General features: G+C 65.1%; 15 protein-coding genes. 7 read left to right on the forward strand and 8 right to left on the reverse strand.

Annotated features, from left to right (window positions below; genetic code table 11):
• The first annotated feature begins 188 nt into the window (after positions 1-188).
• Together LC060_RS05080 and LC060_RS05085 are read left to right on the forward strand one after the other, a co-directional pair.
• A complete protein-coding gene (locus LC060_RS05080; protein WP_226633268.1) occupies positions 189-791 on the forward strand; it encodes a superoxide dismutase in 603 nt (200 codons plus the stop codon).
• A 273-nt stretch (positions 792-1,064) separates the two neighbouring features.
• Positions 1,065-1,955: a hypothetical protein gene (locus tag LC060_RS05085; protein ID WP_226633270.1), complete on the forward strand. Its 891-nt coding sequence runs from the start codon at positions 1,065-1,067 to the stop codon at positions 1,953-1,955.
• A gap of 18 nt (positions 1,956-1,973) precedes the next feature.
• Here the strand turns inward: LC060_RS05085 and LC060_RS05090 are convergent, their stop codons facing one another.
• The 3 genes from LC060_RS05090 to LC060_RS05100 form a co-directional block, all read right to left on the reverse strand.
• A complete protein-coding gene (locus LC060_RS05090) occupies positions 1,974-3,530 on the reverse strand; it encodes a hypothetical protein (protein ID WP_226633272.1) in 1,557 nt (518 codons plus the stop codon).
• Positions 3,531-3,642: 112 nt separating this feature from the next.
• On the reverse strand, positions 3,643-4,173 hold the full coding sequence (locus LC060_RS05095) for a sigma-70 family RNA polymerase sigma factor (protein WP_226633273.1): 531 nt from the start codon (positions 4,171-4,173) through the stop codon (positions 3,643-3,645).
• Positions 4,166-4,351: a NepR family anti-sigma factor gene (locus LC060_RS05100; protein WP_039388108.1), complete on the reverse strand. Its 186-nt coding sequence runs from the start codon at positions 4,349-4,351 to the stop codon at positions 4,166-4,168. Before LC060_RS05100 ends, LC060_RS05095 begins: the two co-directional genes overlap by 8 nt.
• Positions 4,352-4,731: 380 nt before the next feature.
• Here LC060_RS05100 and LC060_RS05105 point away from each other — a divergent pair, with 380 nt between their 5' ends.
• Both LC060_RS05105 and LC060_RS05110 read left to right on the forward strand, forming a co-directional pair.
• On the forward strand, positions 4,732-6,387 hold the full coding sequence (locus tag LC060_RS05105; protein ID WP_226633275.1) for a CHASE domain-containing protein: 1,656 nt from the start codon (positions 4,732-4,734) through the stop codon (positions 6,385-6,387).
• Between the two features lie 183 nt (positions 6,388-6,570).
• Positions 6,571-6,963: a hypothetical protein gene (locus tag LC060_RS05110; RefSeq protein ID WP_226633277.1), complete on the forward strand. Its 393-nt coding sequence runs from the start codon at positions 6,571-6,573 to the stop codon at positions 6,961-6,963.
• Positions 6,964-7,043: 80 nt separating this feature from the next.
• On the opposite strand, the gene LC060_RS05115 is transcribed toward LC060_RS05110, so the two are convergent.
• Positions 7,044-7,841 (reverse strand): response regulator, encoded by a 798-nt coding sequence (locus tag LC060_RS05115; RefSeq protein ID WP_226633279.1) that lies wholly within the window; start codon positions 7,839-7,841, stop codon positions 7,044-7,046.
• Positions 7,842-8,387: 546 nt separating this feature from the next.
• On the opposite strand from LC060_RS05115, the gene LC060_RS05120 reads away from it, so the two are divergent.
• Both LC060_RS05120 and LC060_RS05125 read left to right on the forward strand, forming a co-directional pair.
• The gene (locus LC060_RS05120) at positions 8,388-9,023 is read left to right on the forward strand and encodes a sigma-70 family RNA polymerase sigma factor (protein WP_052321915.1); all 636 of its coding nucleotides are present in this window, start codon (positions 8,388-8,390) and stop codon (positions 9,021-9,023) included.
• 63 nt (positions 9,024-9,086) lie between these two features.
• Positions 9,087-9,506, forward strand: coding sequence for a response regulator (locus tag LC060_RS05125; RefSeq protein WP_226633281.1), 420 nt, complete (start codon positions 9,087-9,089; stop codon positions 9,504-9,506).
• Between the two features lie 284 nt (positions 9,507-9,790).
• Here the strand turns inward: LC060_RS05125 and LC060_RS05130 are convergent, their stop codons facing one another.
• From LC060_RS05130 to LC060_RS05140, 3 genes are all read right to left on the reverse strand, one after another.
• Positions 9,791-10,273 carry a hemerythrin domain-containing protein gene (locus tag LC060_RS05130; RefSeq protein WP_226633282.1) on the reverse strand — a complete coding sequence of 161 codons (483 nt, stop codon included), beginning with the start codon at positions 10,271-10,273 and terminating at the stop codon, positions 9,791-9,793.
• Positions 10,274-10,358: 85 nt separating this feature from the next.
• Positions 10,359-12,926: an HWE histidine kinase domain-containing protein gene (locus LC060_RS05135; protein WP_226633284.1), complete on the reverse strand. Its 2,568-nt coding sequence runs from the start codon at positions 12,924-12,926 to the stop codon at positions 10,359-10,361.
• Complete coding sequence (locus LC060_RS05140; RefSeq protein ID WP_226633286.1) at positions 12,919-13,485, reverse strand: biliverdin-producing heme oxygenase; 567 nt, start codon at positions 13,483-13,485, stop codon at positions 12,919-12,921. The genes LC060_RS05135 and LC060_RS05140 overlap by 8 nt, the downstream gene beginning before the upstream one ends.
• Positions 13,486-13,821: 336 nt before the next feature.
• On the opposite strand from LC060_RS05140, the gene LC060_RS05145 reads away from it, so the two are divergent.
• A complete protein-coding gene (locus tag LC060_RS05145) occupies positions 13,822-14,538 on the forward strand; it encodes a Crp/Fnr family transcriptional regulator (protein WP_226633288.1) in 717 nt (238 codons plus the stop codon).
• Between the two features lie 135 nt (positions 14,539-14,673).
• Here LC060_RS05145 and LC060_RS05150 read toward each other — a convergent pair whose 3' ends face one another.
• Positions 14,674-18,111: an autotransporter domain-containing protein gene (locus LC060_RS05150; protein WP_226633290.1), complete on the reverse strand. Its 3,438-nt coding sequence runs from the start codon at positions 18,109-18,111 to the stop codon at positions 14,674-14,676.
• Between the last annotated feature and the right edge of the window lie 309 nt (positions 18,112-18,420).

The following is an 18,420-nucleotide window of genomic DNA, read 5'->3' on the forward strand; positions in this document are numbered from 1 at the left end:
CTTCGCCGCCCGAGATGTTCAAAATGTTTAAAATGCCACATTTCCACGCTTGAATTGTGGCGCTGCAACACAGACATAGGCGCTGTGTTTTGCGTAAGGCCTGGCGGAACGCGGCCGGGCTTCGCACACGAAGGCTTCGACTTCGGGGCCACGCGTTCGAAAACTCGAGAGAACAGGAAAGACTAGCCATGACCATTTCGCTGATGCCGCTGCCCTACGCGCACGACGCCCTCGAACCGCACATCTCGAGCAAGACCCTCGAAATCCACCACGGCGCGCACCACAAGACCTACGTCGACAAGCTGAACGCGGCTATCGAAGGCACCGAGAACGCCGGCAAGTCGGTCGAGGAAATCACGAAGTCGGCTTCGGGCGGCCTGTTCAACAACGCGGCGCAGACCTACAACCACGGCTTCTACTGGATGAGCCTGTCGGGTGAGAAGACCGAGCCCAGCGAAAGCCTTGCGGCCGCGATCACCAACGACTTCGGCTCGATGGACGCGCTCCTCGAAGCGCTGACCAACGAAGCGGTCGGCCACTTCGCCAGCGGCTGGGCCTGGCTCGTCGTCGACGCCGGCAAGCTCAAGGTCATCTCGACCCATGACGCAGCCACCGCGATCACCGAGGACGTGAACCCGCTCCTCACCATCGACGTGTGGGAGCACGCCTACTACATCGACCAGATGAACAAGCGTCCGGCCTACGTGAAGGCGGTCCTGGAGAACCTCATCAACTGGAAGTTCGCCAGCGACAACTTCGACCGCGGCACGCCCTGGACCTACCCGGCCTGAGGCAGCGCGGACGAACCCGGTTACCGCGCCGCCCATACCGGCAGGCGCGGGCCGGACCGCATGAAAAAAAGGGGGTGCTCCCGGCAAGGGGAGCGCCCCCTTTTTCGTGAGCTGGCGGCAGCGGCGGCGGTCCTGCGGAAGGTTTGACGGCAAAAGGCACGCAAACGGGACAAGACTGCTGCCGCCAAGGGAAATTTCGCAAGCAACGTCGCTGCTGGCAGGGGTAGCTTCCCCGAGGCCTGCGGACAGGGCCATCCTCGTTCCAGGAGTGCCATGCGCGGTTTTCTCGTTCTTGCCTTTTGCCTGCTGGCGACAGTATCGGCGTCTGCCCATGGGGCCCAGGCGGATCTGTGGCAGGGCACCATTGCCTTCACGGCAGCCCCGACACCGGGCCGCGAAGCGGGCGGTGAAGAACGCAGCGGCGATCAGAACCAGAGCAGCTACGCGCTGCGCCTGCGCATCACACGCCGGGAGGTGCCGCTGGTGGGTCAGGTGAGCGCGGAAGTCGAAAGCAACTACCGCCCCGATTACCTGAAGCGCGGTCCGCAGTCGCGCCTGCGGCTCCATTCTGTGCTCGGCAACGCGCCGATCATGCTGGGCGGAGAGGTCGCGGGGGCCCGCGCCGATACGCTTCGCCTCCGTCTCGACATGTTCCATGACAAGGTGTGGAGCGTGTGCCGTGCTGAAGATGGCAGTTGCCCGAAAAACCCTTCCGGTTTCTTCGAAGGCGAAGTGCGCCGGGATGTGACGGTGGGGGCAGGGGCGGTCTATGCCACCCACCTTAGTGCCTCTGAGCCCGACATCGAGCTACGCCTTGCCGCGAGCGCCAGGCGCCTGTGGTCGAGCCGTGCTGACCGCAACCGTTGGACCCCGCGCGCGCAGGCGAGTGTCCTGGTCGGACCGCTTGGCCCGGGGATCCGGCCCTTCGTGCAAGCCGCCTACGATCTGCGGCTCTATGACCGGCCGTGGTCGGGGATGGACCGCGCGCGGCGTGACCGCAACCTGCAGGTCGGGGCAGGGGCGGACCTGGAGGACTGGGTCGGCCACGGGATCGATGCGCTCCAGATCGGTGTTCTCTACTACCGCCGCCGCTCGAACCGGGCCAATGCGGGCTACACGCGCGGCTTCTTCGCCCCGCGCCTCACACTTGCCCGGCGGTTCTGAAAGTGTCTGGCAAGGCCGCTAGTGCGCCGCCTTCACGTCGTCGGAGCGATAGGCCAGCGACAAGACTTGCCCGAGGTCCTCGCCTGTCCAGTCAGGCTCGGCGTTCAGCCGGGCCAGCAGCGCGCGTGCGGCCCTGGCCTGGCTGCCTCCGTGGGGGTTGTAGGCGACCGGCTGGAGATGGCGCAGCGCACGGTTGCCCTTGCCCAGGCCGATCAGGGTCGTGGCAACATTCATCTGCAGGCTGAGATCGAAGGGGGCAAGCTCGCTTGCGCGCTCGAGCCCCTGCACCGCGAGTTCGGGCGGCTTGACCCCGGCCTCGGCAAAGCTGCGGTAGTAGTAGACCAGAGGCAGCGGGTGGTCGTTCTCGATCTTGTTGAGCGCCAGGAACGGTGCGCGCGCCGCCTTGTAGGCCGCCGCGTCGGCCTCCTCGGCGTCGCGTGCCTTGGCAAAGAGGGCATAGCCCTTCTGGAGGTAGGCGTTGACCGTGTGCGGGTCGGCAGCGAGCGCCCGGTCGGCCGCTGCGATGGCGGCATCGTAGTGGCCTGTGTCGTACTCGGCTTCAGCCAGTTCGGAGAGGACGGCCGGGTCGTTGGGGTACAGGGCCGCGATCTCACGCGCCTCGGTGAGGATTTCGGCGGCAGCCTCGCTGTCGACACCACGCCGGCTCTCGATGGTGAGCGGCAGGATCTCGGCCTCACCCTCACGTAGACGCGTGATTGTCACGGTTGCGGCGGGAAGGTTCTCCGGGCTGAGATTGAGGGCTGAGATGCGCCGCTGGTCGAGATAATCGTCGAGTTCGTCCTCAAGCGTCTCAAAGTCGCCGAAAACGTCCTCGGCCGCCGCGCGTTCTCCGGCACCTTGCCCGATACGGGTGAGATAGGCGCGCATCTGGCCCTTTCGGGACGGTGCAAAGGTCAGGTAGTGGTAGAGTAGCCAGCTGCGGCCATAGAATGCATCGTAGCCCTTGCCGCGGTGCGCCTCGTAGAGTTCGGGATCGAGCAGGTCCTCGACGGGCACGCTCTTGGCGTTGAACAGTTCGTAGCCGCGGTGCTGTGCGGCACGCCCCATCAGGATCGAGCCATCGCGCTTGAAGGTGCTGGAGGCGAAGAATTCGGCCGCGCCCTCGCTCATCCAGCGCGGCATGGTCAGGCTTTGGCCCGAGAGCAGGAAGTGGTGCGCGTATTCGTGCAGGAGGGTGATCAGGGCCACATCGGGCGTGCCGGATGTTGACCCGAGCCGCGGCACGATGGCGAGCGACTTACCCGCGCGCGGCACGTAAAAGCCGTTGACGTACTTGTCGTCGCCCCCGTGGAGGCGGCGTACCTCCCGTTCGCCGCTGACCACGAAGATGGTCACCCGGTTGGACGGGCTGGGTGGCTCAGCGGTGTCGCCGGTCACCAGCGCCATGGCTTGGTGGAAGCGCTCCAGCCGGGTGGTGAAGGTTTCCAGGTCCTTGGCGCTGTCCTTGGCATAGACCACGAAGTGCGGGCTTGCCGCCTTGTACCAGTCTGCCGCCATGACTGAGCCTGGAAGAAAAGTGGCGGCCACGCAGGCCGCCAGCGCCAGTCGTTTCATCAGTCCCCCCGTTTCAAGGGAGGTACTAAAGCTCTCGGACCCTTGCTTGGCAAGTGTCTTGCCCAGTTAACGCTTTGCAAGACATGGCCCGTCCTGGGTGTGCGGGGCGCTCTCAGCGCGCCCCGATCTTCTCCGGTTCATCTGCCAGCATACGCGTGAGGTCGGTCCGGGCACGGGCCACGCGGCTCTTCATCGTGCCGATCGGACAGCCCGCAATGTCGGCCGCCTCCTCGTAGCTGAAGCCCGAAGCGCCCACCAGCAGCACGGCTTCGCGCCGTTCGGGCGCCAGTTTCTGGAGCGCGGTTTCCATGTCGCCCAGATGCACCGGCCCTTCCTGATCGGCTTCCATGACCAGCATGCGCTCCATGTCGGCGTCTTCGACATCGGTCTGGCGCTTGGACTTGCGCAGCTCGGACAGGTAGTGGTTGCGCAGGATCGCGAAGGTCCAGGCACGCATGTTGGTGCCGACCTGGTAGCGTTCGCGCGCGGTCCATGCCTTGACCGCCGTCTCTTGGACAAGATCATCGGCAAAGTCGTGACGGCCGCACAGGCCACGTGCGAAGGCGCGAAGGTGCGGCAGCACCCCCATGAGTTCGCGGCGGAATGCCTCGTCGCCCGAGGTCGGCGTGATCCGCTCAGGCATCGTCGCCGTCGTCCAGCTTCTTCAGGAGGTCCTGGAAGCTGTCCGGCAGCGGTTCGTCCACCACGGAGTTGTACAGCTTCCTCAATCCACCGGCCCAGCCGGGCTCGCCGTCGCGGCGCACCTCCGGCGGGAGACCCGGTGTCTTGCCGGGTTGGCCATTCGATTTGGGGTGGTCCAAAGCTGACTCCTTGCTTCAAAGCTCCTTGCGGCCCGCAGGCGCACCGGTCAAGCCTTGCGCGGGCAGCGTGCCGCGCAATTTTCCCCCAGCGTGCCGGGCAAGGCGCGCCCGGATCGTTCGTGTCATTCTCGGTGCCCGGGCTGCCCGAACGGGCTGGCCTGCGGGCGGATGAAGCTGCGCAGTGCTGCGCAAATTGCTCTTACACACGGAACCATTGGGAGGCTGCATGGTTCCCGAATGACGAGTGTCTCGCAACGTGCCGCCGAATTGGAAGAATTTAATGGGTAGGCTGGAGGCGGGCGGCATGCCATGGCACGGACGAATTCACACCGCATGAGGCGGCCGAGGATCGGCCGGTGCGGATCTTGGGGGTATGTACGGTGGTTGACCAGCCTCTGCTGGACAGGGTCGAAAAGCAGGCATGGTTCCACAAGTATCCGCGTGGCTGGCCGTTCCTCCTTTTCATCATTGCAAGCGTGACGACGGCCGTCTCGGTCATGGCGATCGAGCGTGCCGACCGCGAAACGCGCCGCCTTGCGCTGGAAAGCAGCATGACCGAGGTCTCCTCCGCGCTGCAGCGCCGTGCCACCGAGACGATTGCCTTGCTGCGCGCGGGTAGTGCGCTCTTCGCGACGCAGGAGGAGGTAAGCCAGGACCAGTTCGCCGAGTTCGTCGGGGACATGCAGCATGAGGGCGATCTCTATGGGTCGCTCGGGATCGGCTGGGCCCCCTTGGTGGAGCGCAAGGACCTGCCGGCCTTTGAAGTGGCCGAGGCCGAGGCGGGGCGTGTCGATTTTCTCGTCCATCCGCGTCCGGAACCGGATGACGAGCTGGTGGCGCCCATTGTCTATCTGCGCCCTGCAAGCGCGGCCAACCTGCGCGCGATCGGCTTCGATATGTATTCCGAAGAGGTGCGCCGCGCCGCGATGGAAAAGGCGATGGAGCTGGCGCGACCGATTGCCTCGGGTAAGGTTCGTCTGGTCCAGAACAGCCGCGGCGATGATTCGGCCGGGTTCCTGATCTACATGCCTGTTCTTGTCGACACCTGGGGGGGCAAGCGGGTCAAGGGCTTCATCTATTCGCCGTTCGAGGCCAGCGAATTTCTCGATTCGGCCAGCGAATTGTTCTCCAGCTCGCGCCTCGAGATGGCGATCTATGACGAGAAGGTGGACCCGGCAAATCTGCTCGCCGAACACCGCGTCGAAGGGACCGATGGCCCCATGCTGACCCGTCGCCTCGAGGTCGCAGGGCACCATTGGGTGCTGCAGGTGCGCGACAAGAAGGGCGGTCTGCTTTCGCCGCTTTCGCGCATCACGCTGTTTTTCGGGGCGATTGCCTCGCTCATGGTCATGGCGATCGGGCGGCTCATCACCAAGCGCGCGGCCGAAGATCGCCGGGTGCTCGAATGGCTGCGCAGCCAGGCCTCGATCCGGGATTCGCTGACACGTGAACTCAACCACCGGGTGAAGAACACGCTGGCCAATGTCCTGTCCATCGCCGCGCTGACCCGGCGCCGCTCGAAGGACATCGACGACTTCACCGACAGCCTGACCGCGCGCATCCGTGCGCTGTCGGCGACCCATGACCTGCTTTCGCAATCGGACTGGGGCTTTGCCGGGCTCGGCGATGTCGTGGCCTCGGAACTGGCGCCGTACATGGAAGGCAGTGAGAGCCACGTCGAGATGTCGGGCCCGGACATCAAGCTTGCGCCCAACGATGCGATGTCGCTGGGCCTCGCCATCCATGAGCTGGCGACCAATGCGGCCAAATACGGTGCGCTCAGTGTCGGCGAAGGGCGGGTTCACGTCGACTGGGCTCTCATCAGCCATGATCTGGCAACGATCCGTTGGCGCGAAGAGGGCGGCCCGCCGGTGACCGAGCCGGTCAAGCGTGGGTTCGGGCGCGATCTCATCGAGAAGATCGTGGCGCACGAGTTGAAGTCGCAGGTCAATCTGGAGTTCAAGCCGGGCGGCGTCGAATGTGAACTCAAGGTGCCGGTGCGTGTCTCGCGCGACTTCGTCCTGCGCAGCCAATAGCCCTTAAGGGGGGGGGCTGCCAGAAAAATTCGGATGCGTACCACTTTTCATTCGTTTTCAGATATATAGTTTCTTCTTAGGTATTTCTCCGAGGATTGCTTTCGGGGCTTGGTAATGCTGCAGCGCAAAAGCGGGTCGCAGCCGCAACCAGAGCCGAGAACAAGACCAGAAGGAAAACGAGACATGGGTTGCACCACCAGGGCCAGCCGTTGGCTTGCGCAGGCGGACGAGATCGCGCTTGTCTGCAGCGATGCCGAGGCCGAGCAGCAGGGCGCCTGCCTTGTGGCGATGATGCAGTTCCTGCGCGGACATCAGGACATGGGCGCGAGCGCGGAGGCGCGCGCCGCGCGGTTTCTCTCCGTGGATGCCTATGCCGATGCGGCGCTGGCGCTGTTGCCGCCGCGCTGTGCGTCGATGATCTCGCAGGCGGGACGTGGGGGGCTGGCCTGCGCGAGCGTACGGCTCGATGGGTGCAGTGGGCCCGAAGCGACCGCGACGGCGCGCACGCCTGCGCTCGCGCTTGTCGCAGCCTATGCGCAGGCGCTGGTCGAGGCGGAACTGTCGCTCGCGGCCTGAGGCACGCCGCTTGCGGGCATGAAAAAAGGGGCCGTCCTCATAGGATGGCCCCTTTTTGCAGGAACGTAGAAGCGGGTAAATCAGCCCAGGGGCTTGCTCGAGCCGAAGAACAGGGCCTGGCTGATCGCCGCGCGCACCGTTGCTTCCTTGAAGGGCTTGGTCACCAGATAGGTGGGTTCCGGGCGTTCGCCGGTGAGCAGGCGTTCGGGGTAGGCGGTGATGAAGATCACCGGCACGTCACCGAACTTGAGTAGGTCTTCCACCGCGTCGATACCCGAGCTGCCGTCGGCCAGCTGGATGTCGGCAAGGACGAGCCCGGCGGGCTCGCGCTCGAACATTTCGAGAGCCTGCGTGCGCGTGGCAGCCGTGCCCACGACCGTGTGGCCCACGTCCGAGACCAGGCTTTCGAGCTGCATCGAGATCAGGGGCTCGTCTTCGATGATGAGGACGCGCGTCGCGCTCTCACCCTCGATCTCGGCGATGGCCTGGGCGATCAGGGCGTCGACGGCGTCGGGCGTGACGTCGAGGATCGTGGCGGTATCCTCGCGGCTGAATTCCTCCACCGTGTTCAGGAGCAGGGCCTGGCGGTGCGTCGGGGCAATCGTCGAGAGGCGGGCCTGGGCGGCCTGCTCGTGACGGTTCTCGGCAAGGTCTGCGCCGAGTTCACCTTCGACGTGGCCGGTGGTCCAGATCCGCGTGAAGGCGCCATAAAGGGCCGCGCGGCTCTGTGCGATGGCGCTGCGCAGCTCGGTGTCGGCCAGCGCCGCCTCCAGCGTTGCGCGCACATAGGTGTCACCCGACTGCTGGGAGCCGGTGAGCGCACGTGCATAGCGGCGTAGATAGGGAAGCTGCAGTGCGATCTGATCTGAGACGGACATCCGTATTCCTCGTCCTTGCAATCTGTATTTCCTGTGTACCCGTCCTTGCTCCCTAAAGAGGGGCGCGGCGTCGGGTGCGGCGCGATCGGGCAGGGGCTGTACCGGAAGGGTCGTCCGGGGCCTTTCCCGAGCCAGCTATGGCGCGCGGACCTTGTTCAAGGTCTGGCGCGGAGCCGGCTTGAGAGCAACATCAAAATTTTTCCTCCGTGCGACCAATTCCAGGAACCAATTTCCGGAAGCGGCGTTACGCCTGTGTTGCCGCCGGAGACCACCCCCACCCCCCCCCCCCCCGCGATCCGGCGTCAACCTGATCCCAAGAGGCCTCCGATCACGAGCGTGATCGGAGGCCTCAAAGTTTGGGCAAGGCATATGTTCCCGTGCTGGTGCAATTTTTTGAAGGCGTACCGCGGTTGCATGGCACAAACTCAGTTCATCGCGCAGAGGGAACGCTTCGTCGCCACGGAAGCGTTCGATGTGTGCATTCAGGAACTTTTCGCGCCCGCATCACGTTGGCTTCACAACGGAATTCAACGGAGGGTAATCCAGATGACCGCACAGCTGAGCGAAGCCGGCGAAACCACAGCGCTTACGGACGGGGAGTTCAAGCGCGCACTTGCCGACGTCGCACCGCACCTGCGTGCCTTTGCGCGGGGCCTTTGTGGCAACCGCGATCGGGCCGACGATCTGGCGCAGGAGGCCATGCTGCGGGCCTGGGCCGCACGCGAGCGCTATGCCGCGGGCACCAACTTCAAGGCCTGGACTTTCACGATCCTGCGCAACCACTTCTATTCCGAAGCCCGCCGCGCGCGTTTCCATGGCGAGTACGACGAACTGGCCGCCGAGCGTATCCTGCGCACCGACGCGACCCAGGAAAGCGCCATCGAACTGGCGGACGTGCTGCGCGCGCTGGAGGCGATTCCGGCCAACTACCGCGAGGCTCTGATCCTGGTGGCCGCGGGCAATCTTTCCTACGAGGAAATCGCGAGCATCTGCGATATCGCGCTGGGCACGGTGAAGAGCCGGATCTGCCGCGCGCGTGCCATGCTTTCCAAGATCATCGAGTCGGGCCAGCTGCCGGACTCACGCCACGAATTCGTGCTCACCGGCGAGGCGATTGACGCCTTCTTTGCCGAGCTGGGCAAGGTTTCGAACGTCGAGGAGCTGCGCCGCATCGCGGCCTGATCTCCCATTCATTCGGTGTGCCCCCTTTGAGGGGGCTCCCCCCAGCCGGACCCAGACAGTACCATGCCCCACGCGGCCAATATCCTGATCGTCGAAGACGAATTTCTGCTCGCCCTGCAGCTTGAAGACATCCTCATGGATGGAGGCCACGCGGTGGTCGGAACCGTGAGCGAACGCGCTGCGCTCGATACGCTGGCGCAGAATCAGGTGCGGCCCGACATCGCTCTTGTCGATCTCAATTTGCGTGACGGGCTGACCGGACCGGAAGTGGCGCGTGATCTGTGCGACAAGTTCGGTGCCCACGTCATCTACGTTACGGCCAACCCAGCGCAAATCGGCGATCCGGCTTCGCGCGCGGTGGGCGTGGTCCAGAAGCCATTCGGGCCAGAATCGATCCTCGCGGCCATCCGCTACGTGTTGGATGGGTGCCCGGAAACGTCCCGTCCGGCTGGGCTCGACAAGCTTTCGATGGCGTCGCGCTAGGCGCGGGGAAATCCTGCCTTTGAAAAAGGGCGCTGTTCCGAGGGGGACGGCGCCCTTTTTCGTGCGTAGGCGGGGAAGGGGAGCTGGCATTGCCATGACAGGTGGAAGAGTGGCGAGGGATACGGCACTGCTGAGCCCGCTCGATGAAAAAAGGCCTCTTCCGCAGGACGAAAGAGGCCTCCTCTCAGGAGCGATTCCGGCGGGGGGATGACGGCTCGCTCTCTCTCCCAGGGGTACGGGGCGAGCGCGGTGGGGGTGTGGCGCTCGCCCAGTGTCTCTAAGGCTTACTCGCGCTCGTCGCCCGGGCCCTGGTCTTCGGCGAGTTCCAGTTCCTTGGGCTTGCGCTTCTCGAAGACCTTGGCGATCTTGGCTTCGGTCTCGGCGGTGAGGCCTTCGGCGGCGGCGGGGAACATGTCCTCCTCCTCCTCCTCGATGTGGTGCAGGTAGCGATGGCGCATGTCCTTGAAGGTCATCAGCCAGGCGTTGCTGCTCATGTCGGTGTCGGCCAGCTCGGCAAGGAAATCGTCGATCTCCTTGTGCTCGGCGACCGAGTGGCGCGCTTCGTCGCGCAGCTTGGGGTCGGCGAGCATGGCCGCGTAAAGCGATTCTTCTTCGGCCGCGGCGTGGGCCTGCAGTTCCTTGCTGAGCGCGGCGAAGAGCGTGCGGCGCTCCTCGCTGTCACCGTGCGTTTCGCCGAGCTTGGCCAGCATGTCGCGGTGACGGTCGTGGTCGGCCTTGAGATCGGCGAAGATCCGTGCGTCTGCCATGGGTGCGTCTCCAAATCCTGTGGTTGTCGGTTTTGCCGATAACAACGGGCAGGAGACGCTTTTGTTTCCCGAGGATGCGCCCTTTTTAGCGCTGTTCCACGCTGGCCCGCGCGATAGCCGAGCGCAAGTCGCGCTCGCCATACGGCTTGGTTACCACGGGAACGCCGGTGAAGTTGCCTTCGGGCAGCGTCCGCTCGCCATAGCCACTGGCGAAGATGAAGGCGATGCCCCTTTCGCGCAGGGCTTCGGCGATCGGCGCGCTGGTGTCCTTGCCCAGGTTGATGTCGAGCATGGCAAAGGCGATTTCGGTGTGCTCAAGGACGTCCATCGCGGCCGCCACCGATCCTGCCACGCGGCAATCGGCAAAGCCACAGGCGCGCATGTGGTCCTCGGCCTCCATCGCGATGATGACATTGTCCTCCACGATAAGTGCGGCGCCTTCGGGCAACTGCGCGCGAAGATCGGTCCCCTCGGGCACGTCGACCACGCCCTGGCGCGGGTCCGCACCGGGAGTCTCGAACGTCGCGACATGGTCATTGGGAATGAGGAAGAAGGCCTGCATTCCGGCCTCGGGGTAGATCACCGAGGCGCTGCCACCCAGTTCGTGCGGGATCGTGCGCTCGATGATGGTCGAGCCGAAGCCGCGCCGGGTGGGCGGGGTAACGGGCGGACCGTCCTCCTCGCGCCAGTCGATCTCCAGAGCGCCATCGTCGCTGCGCGCGATGGTGACATGGACCGTGCCCTTGCTGTCCGACAGCGCGCCGTACTTGCACGAGTTGGTCATCAGCTCGTGAATGACCAGTGCCAGCGTGGTGAAGGCGCTGGGGGCGATAAGGGCATCGGGGCCATCGATCACGACGCGGTCCGTGCTGTGGCTGGCGTAGGCGGCGGTTTCTGTGCGGATGAGGTCGTAGAAGGAGGACGGGCGCCAATCCTTCTCGGTCACCTGGTCGTGCGCGCGGGCGAGAGCATGGATGCGGCTGCCCACGATTTCGGCGAACTCGTCGATGGTGCTGGCGCCGTCCTTGCTCTGCGAGACCAGGCCACGGATGAGGTTGAGGATGTTGCGCACACGGTGGTTGAGTTCCGCGATCAGCATGTCCTGCTGCTGGCTCGCCTGTTCACGCTGGGCGTGGGCGGCGTCCGACATGCGCAAGACGACTTCAAGGAGCGTGATGCGCAGCGATTCCGCTGCCGCCGTCTCTTCCTCGGTCCAGGGGCGTGAATAGCCGCGGCGCTCTTCCTTCCAGAGATCGAAGCTCTTGCGCGGGGTAAGGCGCGCGCCGTTCGGTCCGAGTTCGACCGACTTCTCCGGATTGCCCGCCCAGTTCACTTCGCGCAGCTGTTCCTTGCGGAACAGGACGATGTAGTCGCGCGGGGAGCGGCTGACGGGAAGGGCCATGACGCCCGCCGCCTTGTCGGCCCATTCGCGCGCAGGCTCGAAGATCGAGGTGATGTTGTCGGTCGCCCACACCGTGCTGGCACCCGCGGTGTTGAGGAAGCGGGCAAGCTGGCCGAACTGGGCGCGCGTCGGGGTGAGACCGTCGGCCATGAATTCGCCGTCGACCCAGCCGATTGCGCCGTCAAAGCCGATCACCCGTCCGATCGACTCGCTGAAGTCACCAAAGGCATCGAGCAGTGAGCCGCCACCGGCGACCCGGCTCATGATCTCGTCGTGCAGCTTCATCGAATCGCCGCGGCGTTCAAAGGCCGCGTCGGTTTCCTTCTGCTCGAGCAGGTAGGCGAAGAACTCGCCGAACAGTTCGGCTGCGGTACGTACCGAGTAGGACAGGCGCAGCGGGCTGTAGTGATGGCAGGCCATCAGCCCCCAGAGCTTGCCCCGGCGCATGATCGAGACCGACATCGAGGCCTTGACCCCCATGTTGCGCAGGTACTCGATATGGATCGGGGAAACCGCGCGCAGGCCCGACATCGAAAGGTCGAGCGGATCGCCCGTCGGCCCCGTGGCCGGGAAGACCGGCACGGTGGGATCATCGATGTCGGTGATGATGCGCAGCAGGTTGCGGGTGTAGAGCTTGCGCGCCTGCTTGGGGATGTCGGAGGCCGGGAAGTGCAGGCCCTTGAAGCTGTCGACGAGGCCGTTGAGGCTCTCGGCGATGACTTCGCCTGCGCCTTCTTCCGAAAAGCGGTAGACCATGACCCGGTCGAAGCCGGTAAGGCCGCGCAGGTGGCGTGCCGCGCTTGCGCACAGCTTCTCGATCGATTCGGTCTGGCGCATCCGCTCGATCATCGGGCGGACGTAAGAGACGAAGTCGCGGCGACGTCCGCTCTCGTGCTCCTCGATCTCGACCACGAAGGAACGGCCCGAGGTGTGCACGGCGAGGTCGAAGAGGCGTCCGTCGTTGAGGAGGTCGACCTCGAAGATGCGCTCGACCGTGTTCGAGGAGCCCAGGATCTGCAGGCGCGAGCGGATGTCGTGCATGGCGCTGGGCGAGAGGAACTGCGCGGCGTTGAGGCCGATCAGGTCCTGCGCGCTCTGGCCGAACAGGGCATCGCAGTTGCGCGAGGCATGGTTGATGATCCAGTCGCTCGAGAACGAGATCAACCAGCCGAAACTCTGGATCCGTCCAATGATGTGGATCGGTTCCAGGTCGCAGGTGGTGAGGTCGACTTGGTGTTGGTCTTCAGCCATCGGCGCGAGGTGTCTCCATGTTCGACCCGACGGCGAAGGCGGTCTCGAAGTGAGCAAAAGTGGCAAGGGCAGCGGCTTCGACCGCACGTTCTTCGGACGGGCCGAAGCTGCGCGCGCGCGCCCAGGTGTTGAGGGCCTTCCAGACGGCGTGGCCGGTATCGTCTTCCATGTAGCGCGAGGGCAGGCCCGTCTCGCGGCCATGGTAGCCTTCGGCGCGGATCACCGCGTTGCCGAGGCGCGAGCCGGCGATGACGTAGGCCACTCCGGCGCCGCCGCAAGGGGCGTGAACGCAGGCATCGGGTTCGGGTGCGGGAAGGGCGGGCATGGACAGGCCGCGTTCGGCAAGGTCGGCGGCGAGCATGGCGGGAAAGTCCGGGCAGGGCATGTCGAGCTCTTCCTCGACGAAGCGGCGGAACGGCGCGTCAAGGCTCTTCACGGCCACGGCGTGAGCCGCAAGAAATCGCGCGCAATCGTCCGCGGCGCCCAGGTCGAGGGCGCCGAAGGCTGCATCGAGCCGGTCGTGCGAAGCTCGTGTCACTGCGCGCAGATGGCTCAGCATGAAGAAGTCTTTCGGGCCTTTGTCATCAACGTCGGGAAATCCATTGCATGATCGAATAGTTGAACCGCCGCCATTTGCAAGGAGCGCTAAGTGAGGGGGGAGCGTTCCACGCACCGCGACCGGACGCGGCGTTCTGCGCGCGGCGTTCGTGTGGTCAAACGTCAAGGTTCGAGAAATGTTCCTGAGGCACGCAATAGCAGCGCGTGAGACGTCTGTCTGTGCATTAGCGCACACATGTCGAAAGTGACAGTTTGTGTCAGGAACATGCACGGGAGCGGCTCGTTAGGCAGGGATCAACACATGTGACTGGCGGCGCGCAGGCGTCGGGAAGACCTTATGGACGCTATGGCCCTGAACAACGACAACGCCCTTCTCGAGCGGCTGGAAGCGCGCGATCGCGACGCGCTGTCCTCGGCGGTGGAGGAGGTTCGCTTCGAATCCGGCGCGGTGCTCTACGAGCCGGGTACCAACATCGATTACTGCTATTTCCCGACCGGCTCGGCGATCTGTTCGTACTTTGTCGAGATGGACGAGGGCGTGGCTGTCGAGACGATCCTGATCGGCCGCGAAGGCGCTCTGGGCGGGGTGGTCAGCCATGGCAACCTGCCCGCCTTTGCCCGTTCCAACGTGCTGCATGGCGGGGTCTTCCAGCGCATTGCCCTGCGCGATCTCGACCGGCTGAAGCGCGACAACCCGGCACTCGCGCACCTGATGAACCGCTACAGTGATTGCGTCATGGCGCAGGTCTTCCAGTCGATCGCCTGCAATGCGGTCCACACCATCGAGCAGCGGGCGGCCAAGTGGCTGGTCGCCGCGGTGGCGCGCATGGGCCGCCCCAGCGTGACGATGACGCAGGAGCAGCTTGCCTCGATGATGGGGGTCGGACGCAGCTACGCCAGCCGTGTCCTCCAGCGCTTCAAGCGCGATGGCCTGCTGCGCACGCGGCGCGGCGGCATCGAGGTGCTTGACCGCGATGGCCTCGCCAAGCGGGCCTGCGCTTGCAACGACCATGTCGATGCCCACTTCGAGCGGGTTCTGGGTGGGCTTTACTGATTGGCTGCGGCTTGGCGGTTCGCCAACGGACACGAAAAGGGGCGCAAGGACAGATATATCCTTGCGCGCCTTTTCGGATCCTGAGGTCCGTTCGCGCGGCACTCGGCAAACCGCGCGAACGGAACGGGGGGATTCTCAGAAGCGGACGCTGACCGTGCCGCGATAGGACTGGTAGCTCAGGTCATTGCGCCACACGGTCGTCTCGGCATGGAGGGAAACCGCGATCTGGCCACCCGTGGTGATGCCCACGCCGATTTCGCCCCAGTCCTGGTCATCGCCAGGCAGCGCGAAGAAGGCGTCGGGGCCACGGCCACCCACGAAGTTCGCGCCGAAGAAGCCCGGCTTGTCCTGGAAGTCGTGGACATAGGTCGCCGAGATGTAGGGCTTGATCGCCCCGTTGGCGGCGAGGCGCGCGCCGGCACGCGCCTGGGCGCTCTCATAGCTGTCCATATCGTACTGCAGGGCGGGACCTCCTCCCACTTCCTTGGTGCGGGTGAAGTCGACCGAAGCGAAGCGGAACGCCACGCGCGGGGTAAAGCTCATTGCTCCGCCCATGCCGATCATCTGGCTGATGCCCGCCTCGCCGCTCAGCACGAGAGGCGAATCGTCGGCGCGCAGCGACCATTCGCTGGTGCCGATCATCACGTCGCGCTGCGTCTTGAAGTCCCAGAAGCCGCCGCTCAGTTGAGCATCGATGCCAAAGCCACTCGCCGAACGCGTGCCGCCATAGAGATTGACCTGGAACATGTCGCCCGTGACATCGCGCGTGGGATAGCCCGGATCACCTTCCATGCGGGTGTACGAGAGCGCCATGCCAAGGAAGCCGGTGCCCCCGTCCGAGATTTCGAGACCGCCAGCAAGATAGTAGCCGTCGAACTTGTCTCCGGCATAAGGGCGGGCGGTTGGGGCGCCATCGCTCTTGCCATCGATGTAGCCACCGGCCACGAAGGCGCTCATCGTGTCGGGCAGGGCGCCCTCGATGACTGAGCCCGGCGCGCCGCCCGCGCCCGCCATCGACGGGGCCGTGCCAGCGGTGTTGCTGGTGTCCAGCGCGGACAGGGCGCCGCTGGGGCTGCCGTAGTAGGAGAGGGTGCCTCCCGAATTGCCCGCGGTCACCGTCGCGATACGTTCGCGCAGGAAGCGCGAATTGGTGTCGAGTGCGGCGGTCGCCATCGACTGGAGAAGCGGCTGCTCGCGCGGGGCCAGCTCCTCGAGCGTGCCCTGGATGCCCGCGATCCCCATCATGTCGAGCGGCCCGTAGACCCCGGCAAGATTACCGTAATACGCGCGGTTCTGGTCGAGTAGCTGCGCGTAGGCGGACTGGACGTTCGAGGAGGGATCGATGACATCGGCATAGAGCCCGGCCTCGATGGTGACCAGGACCTCGGTGTCGGTGTAGCTCAGCTCGGGCGTCAGGATGGCGCTGATCGCGTTCCAGTTGTCGAACTCGCCCTCGATGCCGCCCGTGGCGGTCAGGATGGTGTATTCGTCGCCGTAGCGCACCATGCCGGTGGGACTGAACATGACGAGACCGCCGATGTCGGCCATGCCGTCGAGCGGAACGTCGGCGGGGTCCAGCATGGTCGGGTTGACCGCGATCAGGTCGGAAGTGCCCGCAGGGCCAAGGTCGACGAGGTAGGTGCTGCCCGAGGAGAGGATCACGTTGCCATTGAACGTGAGCGTGCCGATCTCGCCCACGCCGCCCGGCGCGATCACGCCGGCAACGTTGGTGAAGTAGGGCGTGGTGATCGTGCCCGAACCCTGCAGGCCGCCGGTCATCAGCATGTAATCGCCGTTGGTGGCGAGGTCCCCGTCAACGCGCACCATGCCCTGGTACTGGTTGATCGACATGAGCGAGGTAAGCGAGCCCTCCTCGGTGATGTCGAGGGCGGCACCCGCACCGTCCATGGAGAAGCGGTCGATGGTGACCGCGCTCGAGAGCGTCGTTGTACCGTCTGCGCTCAGTGTCACGTCGTAGTAGGTCGGACGCACGCCGTTCGCGGGATCGCCCGCATCGTTGTCCGGCACGAAATCGCTCGCACCGGGAAGGCCGTTGGCGATGGTGGGCGCGTCGAGGACAAACGGGGTGTCCGTGGCTTGAGCCGCGTCGTCGGCGCGGGCGAGCAGGTCCCCGATGGCGACGGTCGCACCGGCATCGGTGGTGACCGGCGTGCTCGCATCGACAAGTTCGCCGTCGATGTAGATGTCACCAGTCGCCATGTCCTCGCAGATGTCGTCGCCGCCCAGCTGGAAGCAGGCGTGGCCAAACGAATCCGGGCTGCCGGCTGATCCGGCGCCAGGGGCATCGGGCACGCCGTTGACGAGGTTGCCGTCGGCGTCGAGCACCATGTAGTTGGGATCGGTGATGGTCACCCAGTGCTCGGGATCCTCCCAGGCTCCGTCCCCCTCGACAGCGCTGGCATAGCGGTAGGGGTTGTTGGCCGCGATCCAGTCCCAGTACAGATAGAGCGGCTGGTAGAAGCTCATCGTGCCGTAGGTGCTGAAGGGCTGGGGGCCGAAGAAGCGGCTGCCGCCCGAGAGCACGCCGATGACGACGTCGATGTCGTAGGTTTCATCGAGGATCAGCGGACCGCCCGAGTCGCCGCCTGCGGTCGTGCCCTCGTTGGGGGTGGCCGCATCCTTCCACAGGTTGAAGTCGTAGGGGTTCGCGTCCGGCGTTCCGCGCAGGGGGTCGTCGAAGTCGAGCATGTAGAGGTTCTGCGGGAGCCCTGAGGTGCTTCCGAACAGGAACAGGTCGCGCTGGTCAAGGCTGGCGAGAGCGCCGAGCATGTTCTCGGCGGCGCGGCGGCGGTAGTCGATGCCGCCGGTGTCGCCCGTCGAGCCCGAGCCGTTGCGGCCATAGCCGGTGATCTTGACGTGGTAGCCGGTGCCGTTCTCGTCGGTGATTTCATCGGGCGTGGGCAGCGGCGAGAACATCAGCGCCCAGGTCGGTACGTCGGCGGCGGGCGTGTCGAGCGAGGCCATCGCGACGTCGCCATAGAGAAACGAGATCGCATCGGGCTCAAGCGAGGCGGGATGATAGTTCACCCAGTCCGCGTTGTAGAAAGCCAGGTCCGGGTTGGTCTGGTTGCCGCCGAAGTACCAGTTGAGAAGGCCGTTGTAGTTGTCCTGCGCGAAGCCGAAGCCGATCGGCACGCCGCCAGTGGTGGAGCCGTAGGTGGTGGGATCGCGATCGTTCACGCAGTGCGCCGCGAAGATCACCGTGCGCGGGTTGATCAGGGTTCCGGTGCACAGGCCGATGAAGCCGTTCTGCTGGTCGATGATCATCTGGCCAACGCCGTTCACGTCCTCGGGATCGAGGCTGGTGGTGCTGTCGCCGGGGTCCGCGACCACGATGTGCGGCGCGTTCACGATGTCGGGCGCCTGAATCTGGCGGTAGGCGGCTTCGAAGACGGTGGTGGCATCGCTGCCCGCGCCATGCGCGGTGTTCCAGGCCTGCCCCGGCCGCTCCTGCGCGCCGGCCTCGACCGACAGGAGCGCGAGCCCCGCCGCCGAGCCCAGAAGCAGGCTGCGGCGCACCACCTTGCGAGACGAAACTTGTGCAATCCTCATAAAAGCCCCGGTTCTGCTGTGCCGGCTGCCTTCGCGAGTGTGCATTTCTGACCCGCTACGGCGCGACCGGCGGATTACGGCCCGGCCTTCGGTGGCCGGTGCCTTGTGATGGATATGTATCGTGTGCCCATCGAGCCACGGTGGCGCGTTGGACGGTTGCAAGGTTCGGCAGACCGGGGCGGATCGCAATAGGGATTATCGGTAGTGTCTAAGTATTTGCCGAAGGGTGTTGCAATTTGGTCATGCTGGTGTGGCGATGGGTAATTAAATCAATGGCTTGTTGTATTCCTTGGGGGGCGGTTCCCGCAA

It is taken from the genome of Novosphingobium profundi, assembly GCF_020524485.1.
Classification (GTDB): Bacteria; Pseudomonadota; Alphaproteobacteria; order Sphingomonadales; family Sphingomonadaceae; genus Novosphingobium; species Novosphingobium profundi_A.

Coding starts and splice junctions, on each gene's coding strand:
- LC060_RS05125 (WP_226633281.1), top strand. CDS start 9,087: ATGCCCCACGCGGCCAATATCCTGATCGTCGAAGACGAATTTCTGCTC.
- LC060_RS05145 (WP_226633288.1), top strand. CDS start 13,822: ATGGACGCTATGGCCCTGAACAACGACAACGCCCTTCTCGAGCGGCTG.
- LC060_RS05110 (WP_226633277.1), top strand. CDS start 6,571: ATGGGTTGCACCACCAGGGCCAGCCGTTGGCTTGCGCAGGCGGACGAG.
- LC060_RS05130 (WP_226633282.1), bottom strand. CDS start 10,273: ATGGCAGACGCACGGATCTTCGCCGATCTCAAGGCCGACCACGACCGT.
- LC060_RS05080 (WP_226633268.1), top strand. CDS start 189: ATGACCATTTCGCTGATGCCGCTGCCCTACGCGCACGACGCCCTCGAA.
- LC060_RS05115 (WP_226633279.1), bottom strand. CDS start 7,841: ATGTCCGTCTCAGATCAGATCGCACTGCAGCTTCCCTATCTACGCCGC.
- LC060_RS05150 (WP_226633290.1), bottom strand. CDS start 18,111: ATGAGGATTGCACAAGTTTCGTCTCGCAAGGTGGTGCGCCGCAGCCTG.
- LC060_RS05090 (WP_226633272.1), bottom strand. CDS start 3,530: ATGAAACGACTGGCGCTGGCGGCCTGCGTGGCCGCCACTTTTCTTCCA.
- LC060_RS05140 (WP_226633286.1), bottom strand. CDS start 13,485: ATGCTGAGCCATCTGCGCGCAGTGACACGAGCTTCGCACGACCGGCTC.
- LC060_RS05135 (WP_226633284.1), bottom strand. CDS start 12,926: ATGGCTGAAGACCAACACCAAGTCGACCTCACCACCTGCGACCTGGAA.
- LC060_RS05095 (WP_226633273.1), bottom strand. CDS start 4,173: ATGCCTGAGCGGATCACGCCGACCTCGGGCGACGAGGCATTCCGCCGC.
- LC060_RS05120 (WP_052321915.1), top strand. CDS start 8,388: ATGACCGCACAGCTGAGCGAAGCCGGCGAAACCACAGCGCTTACGGAC.
- LC060_RS05085 (WP_226633270.1), top strand. CDS start 1,065: ATGCGCGGTTTTCTCGTTCTTGCCTTTTGCCTGCTGGCGACAGTATCG.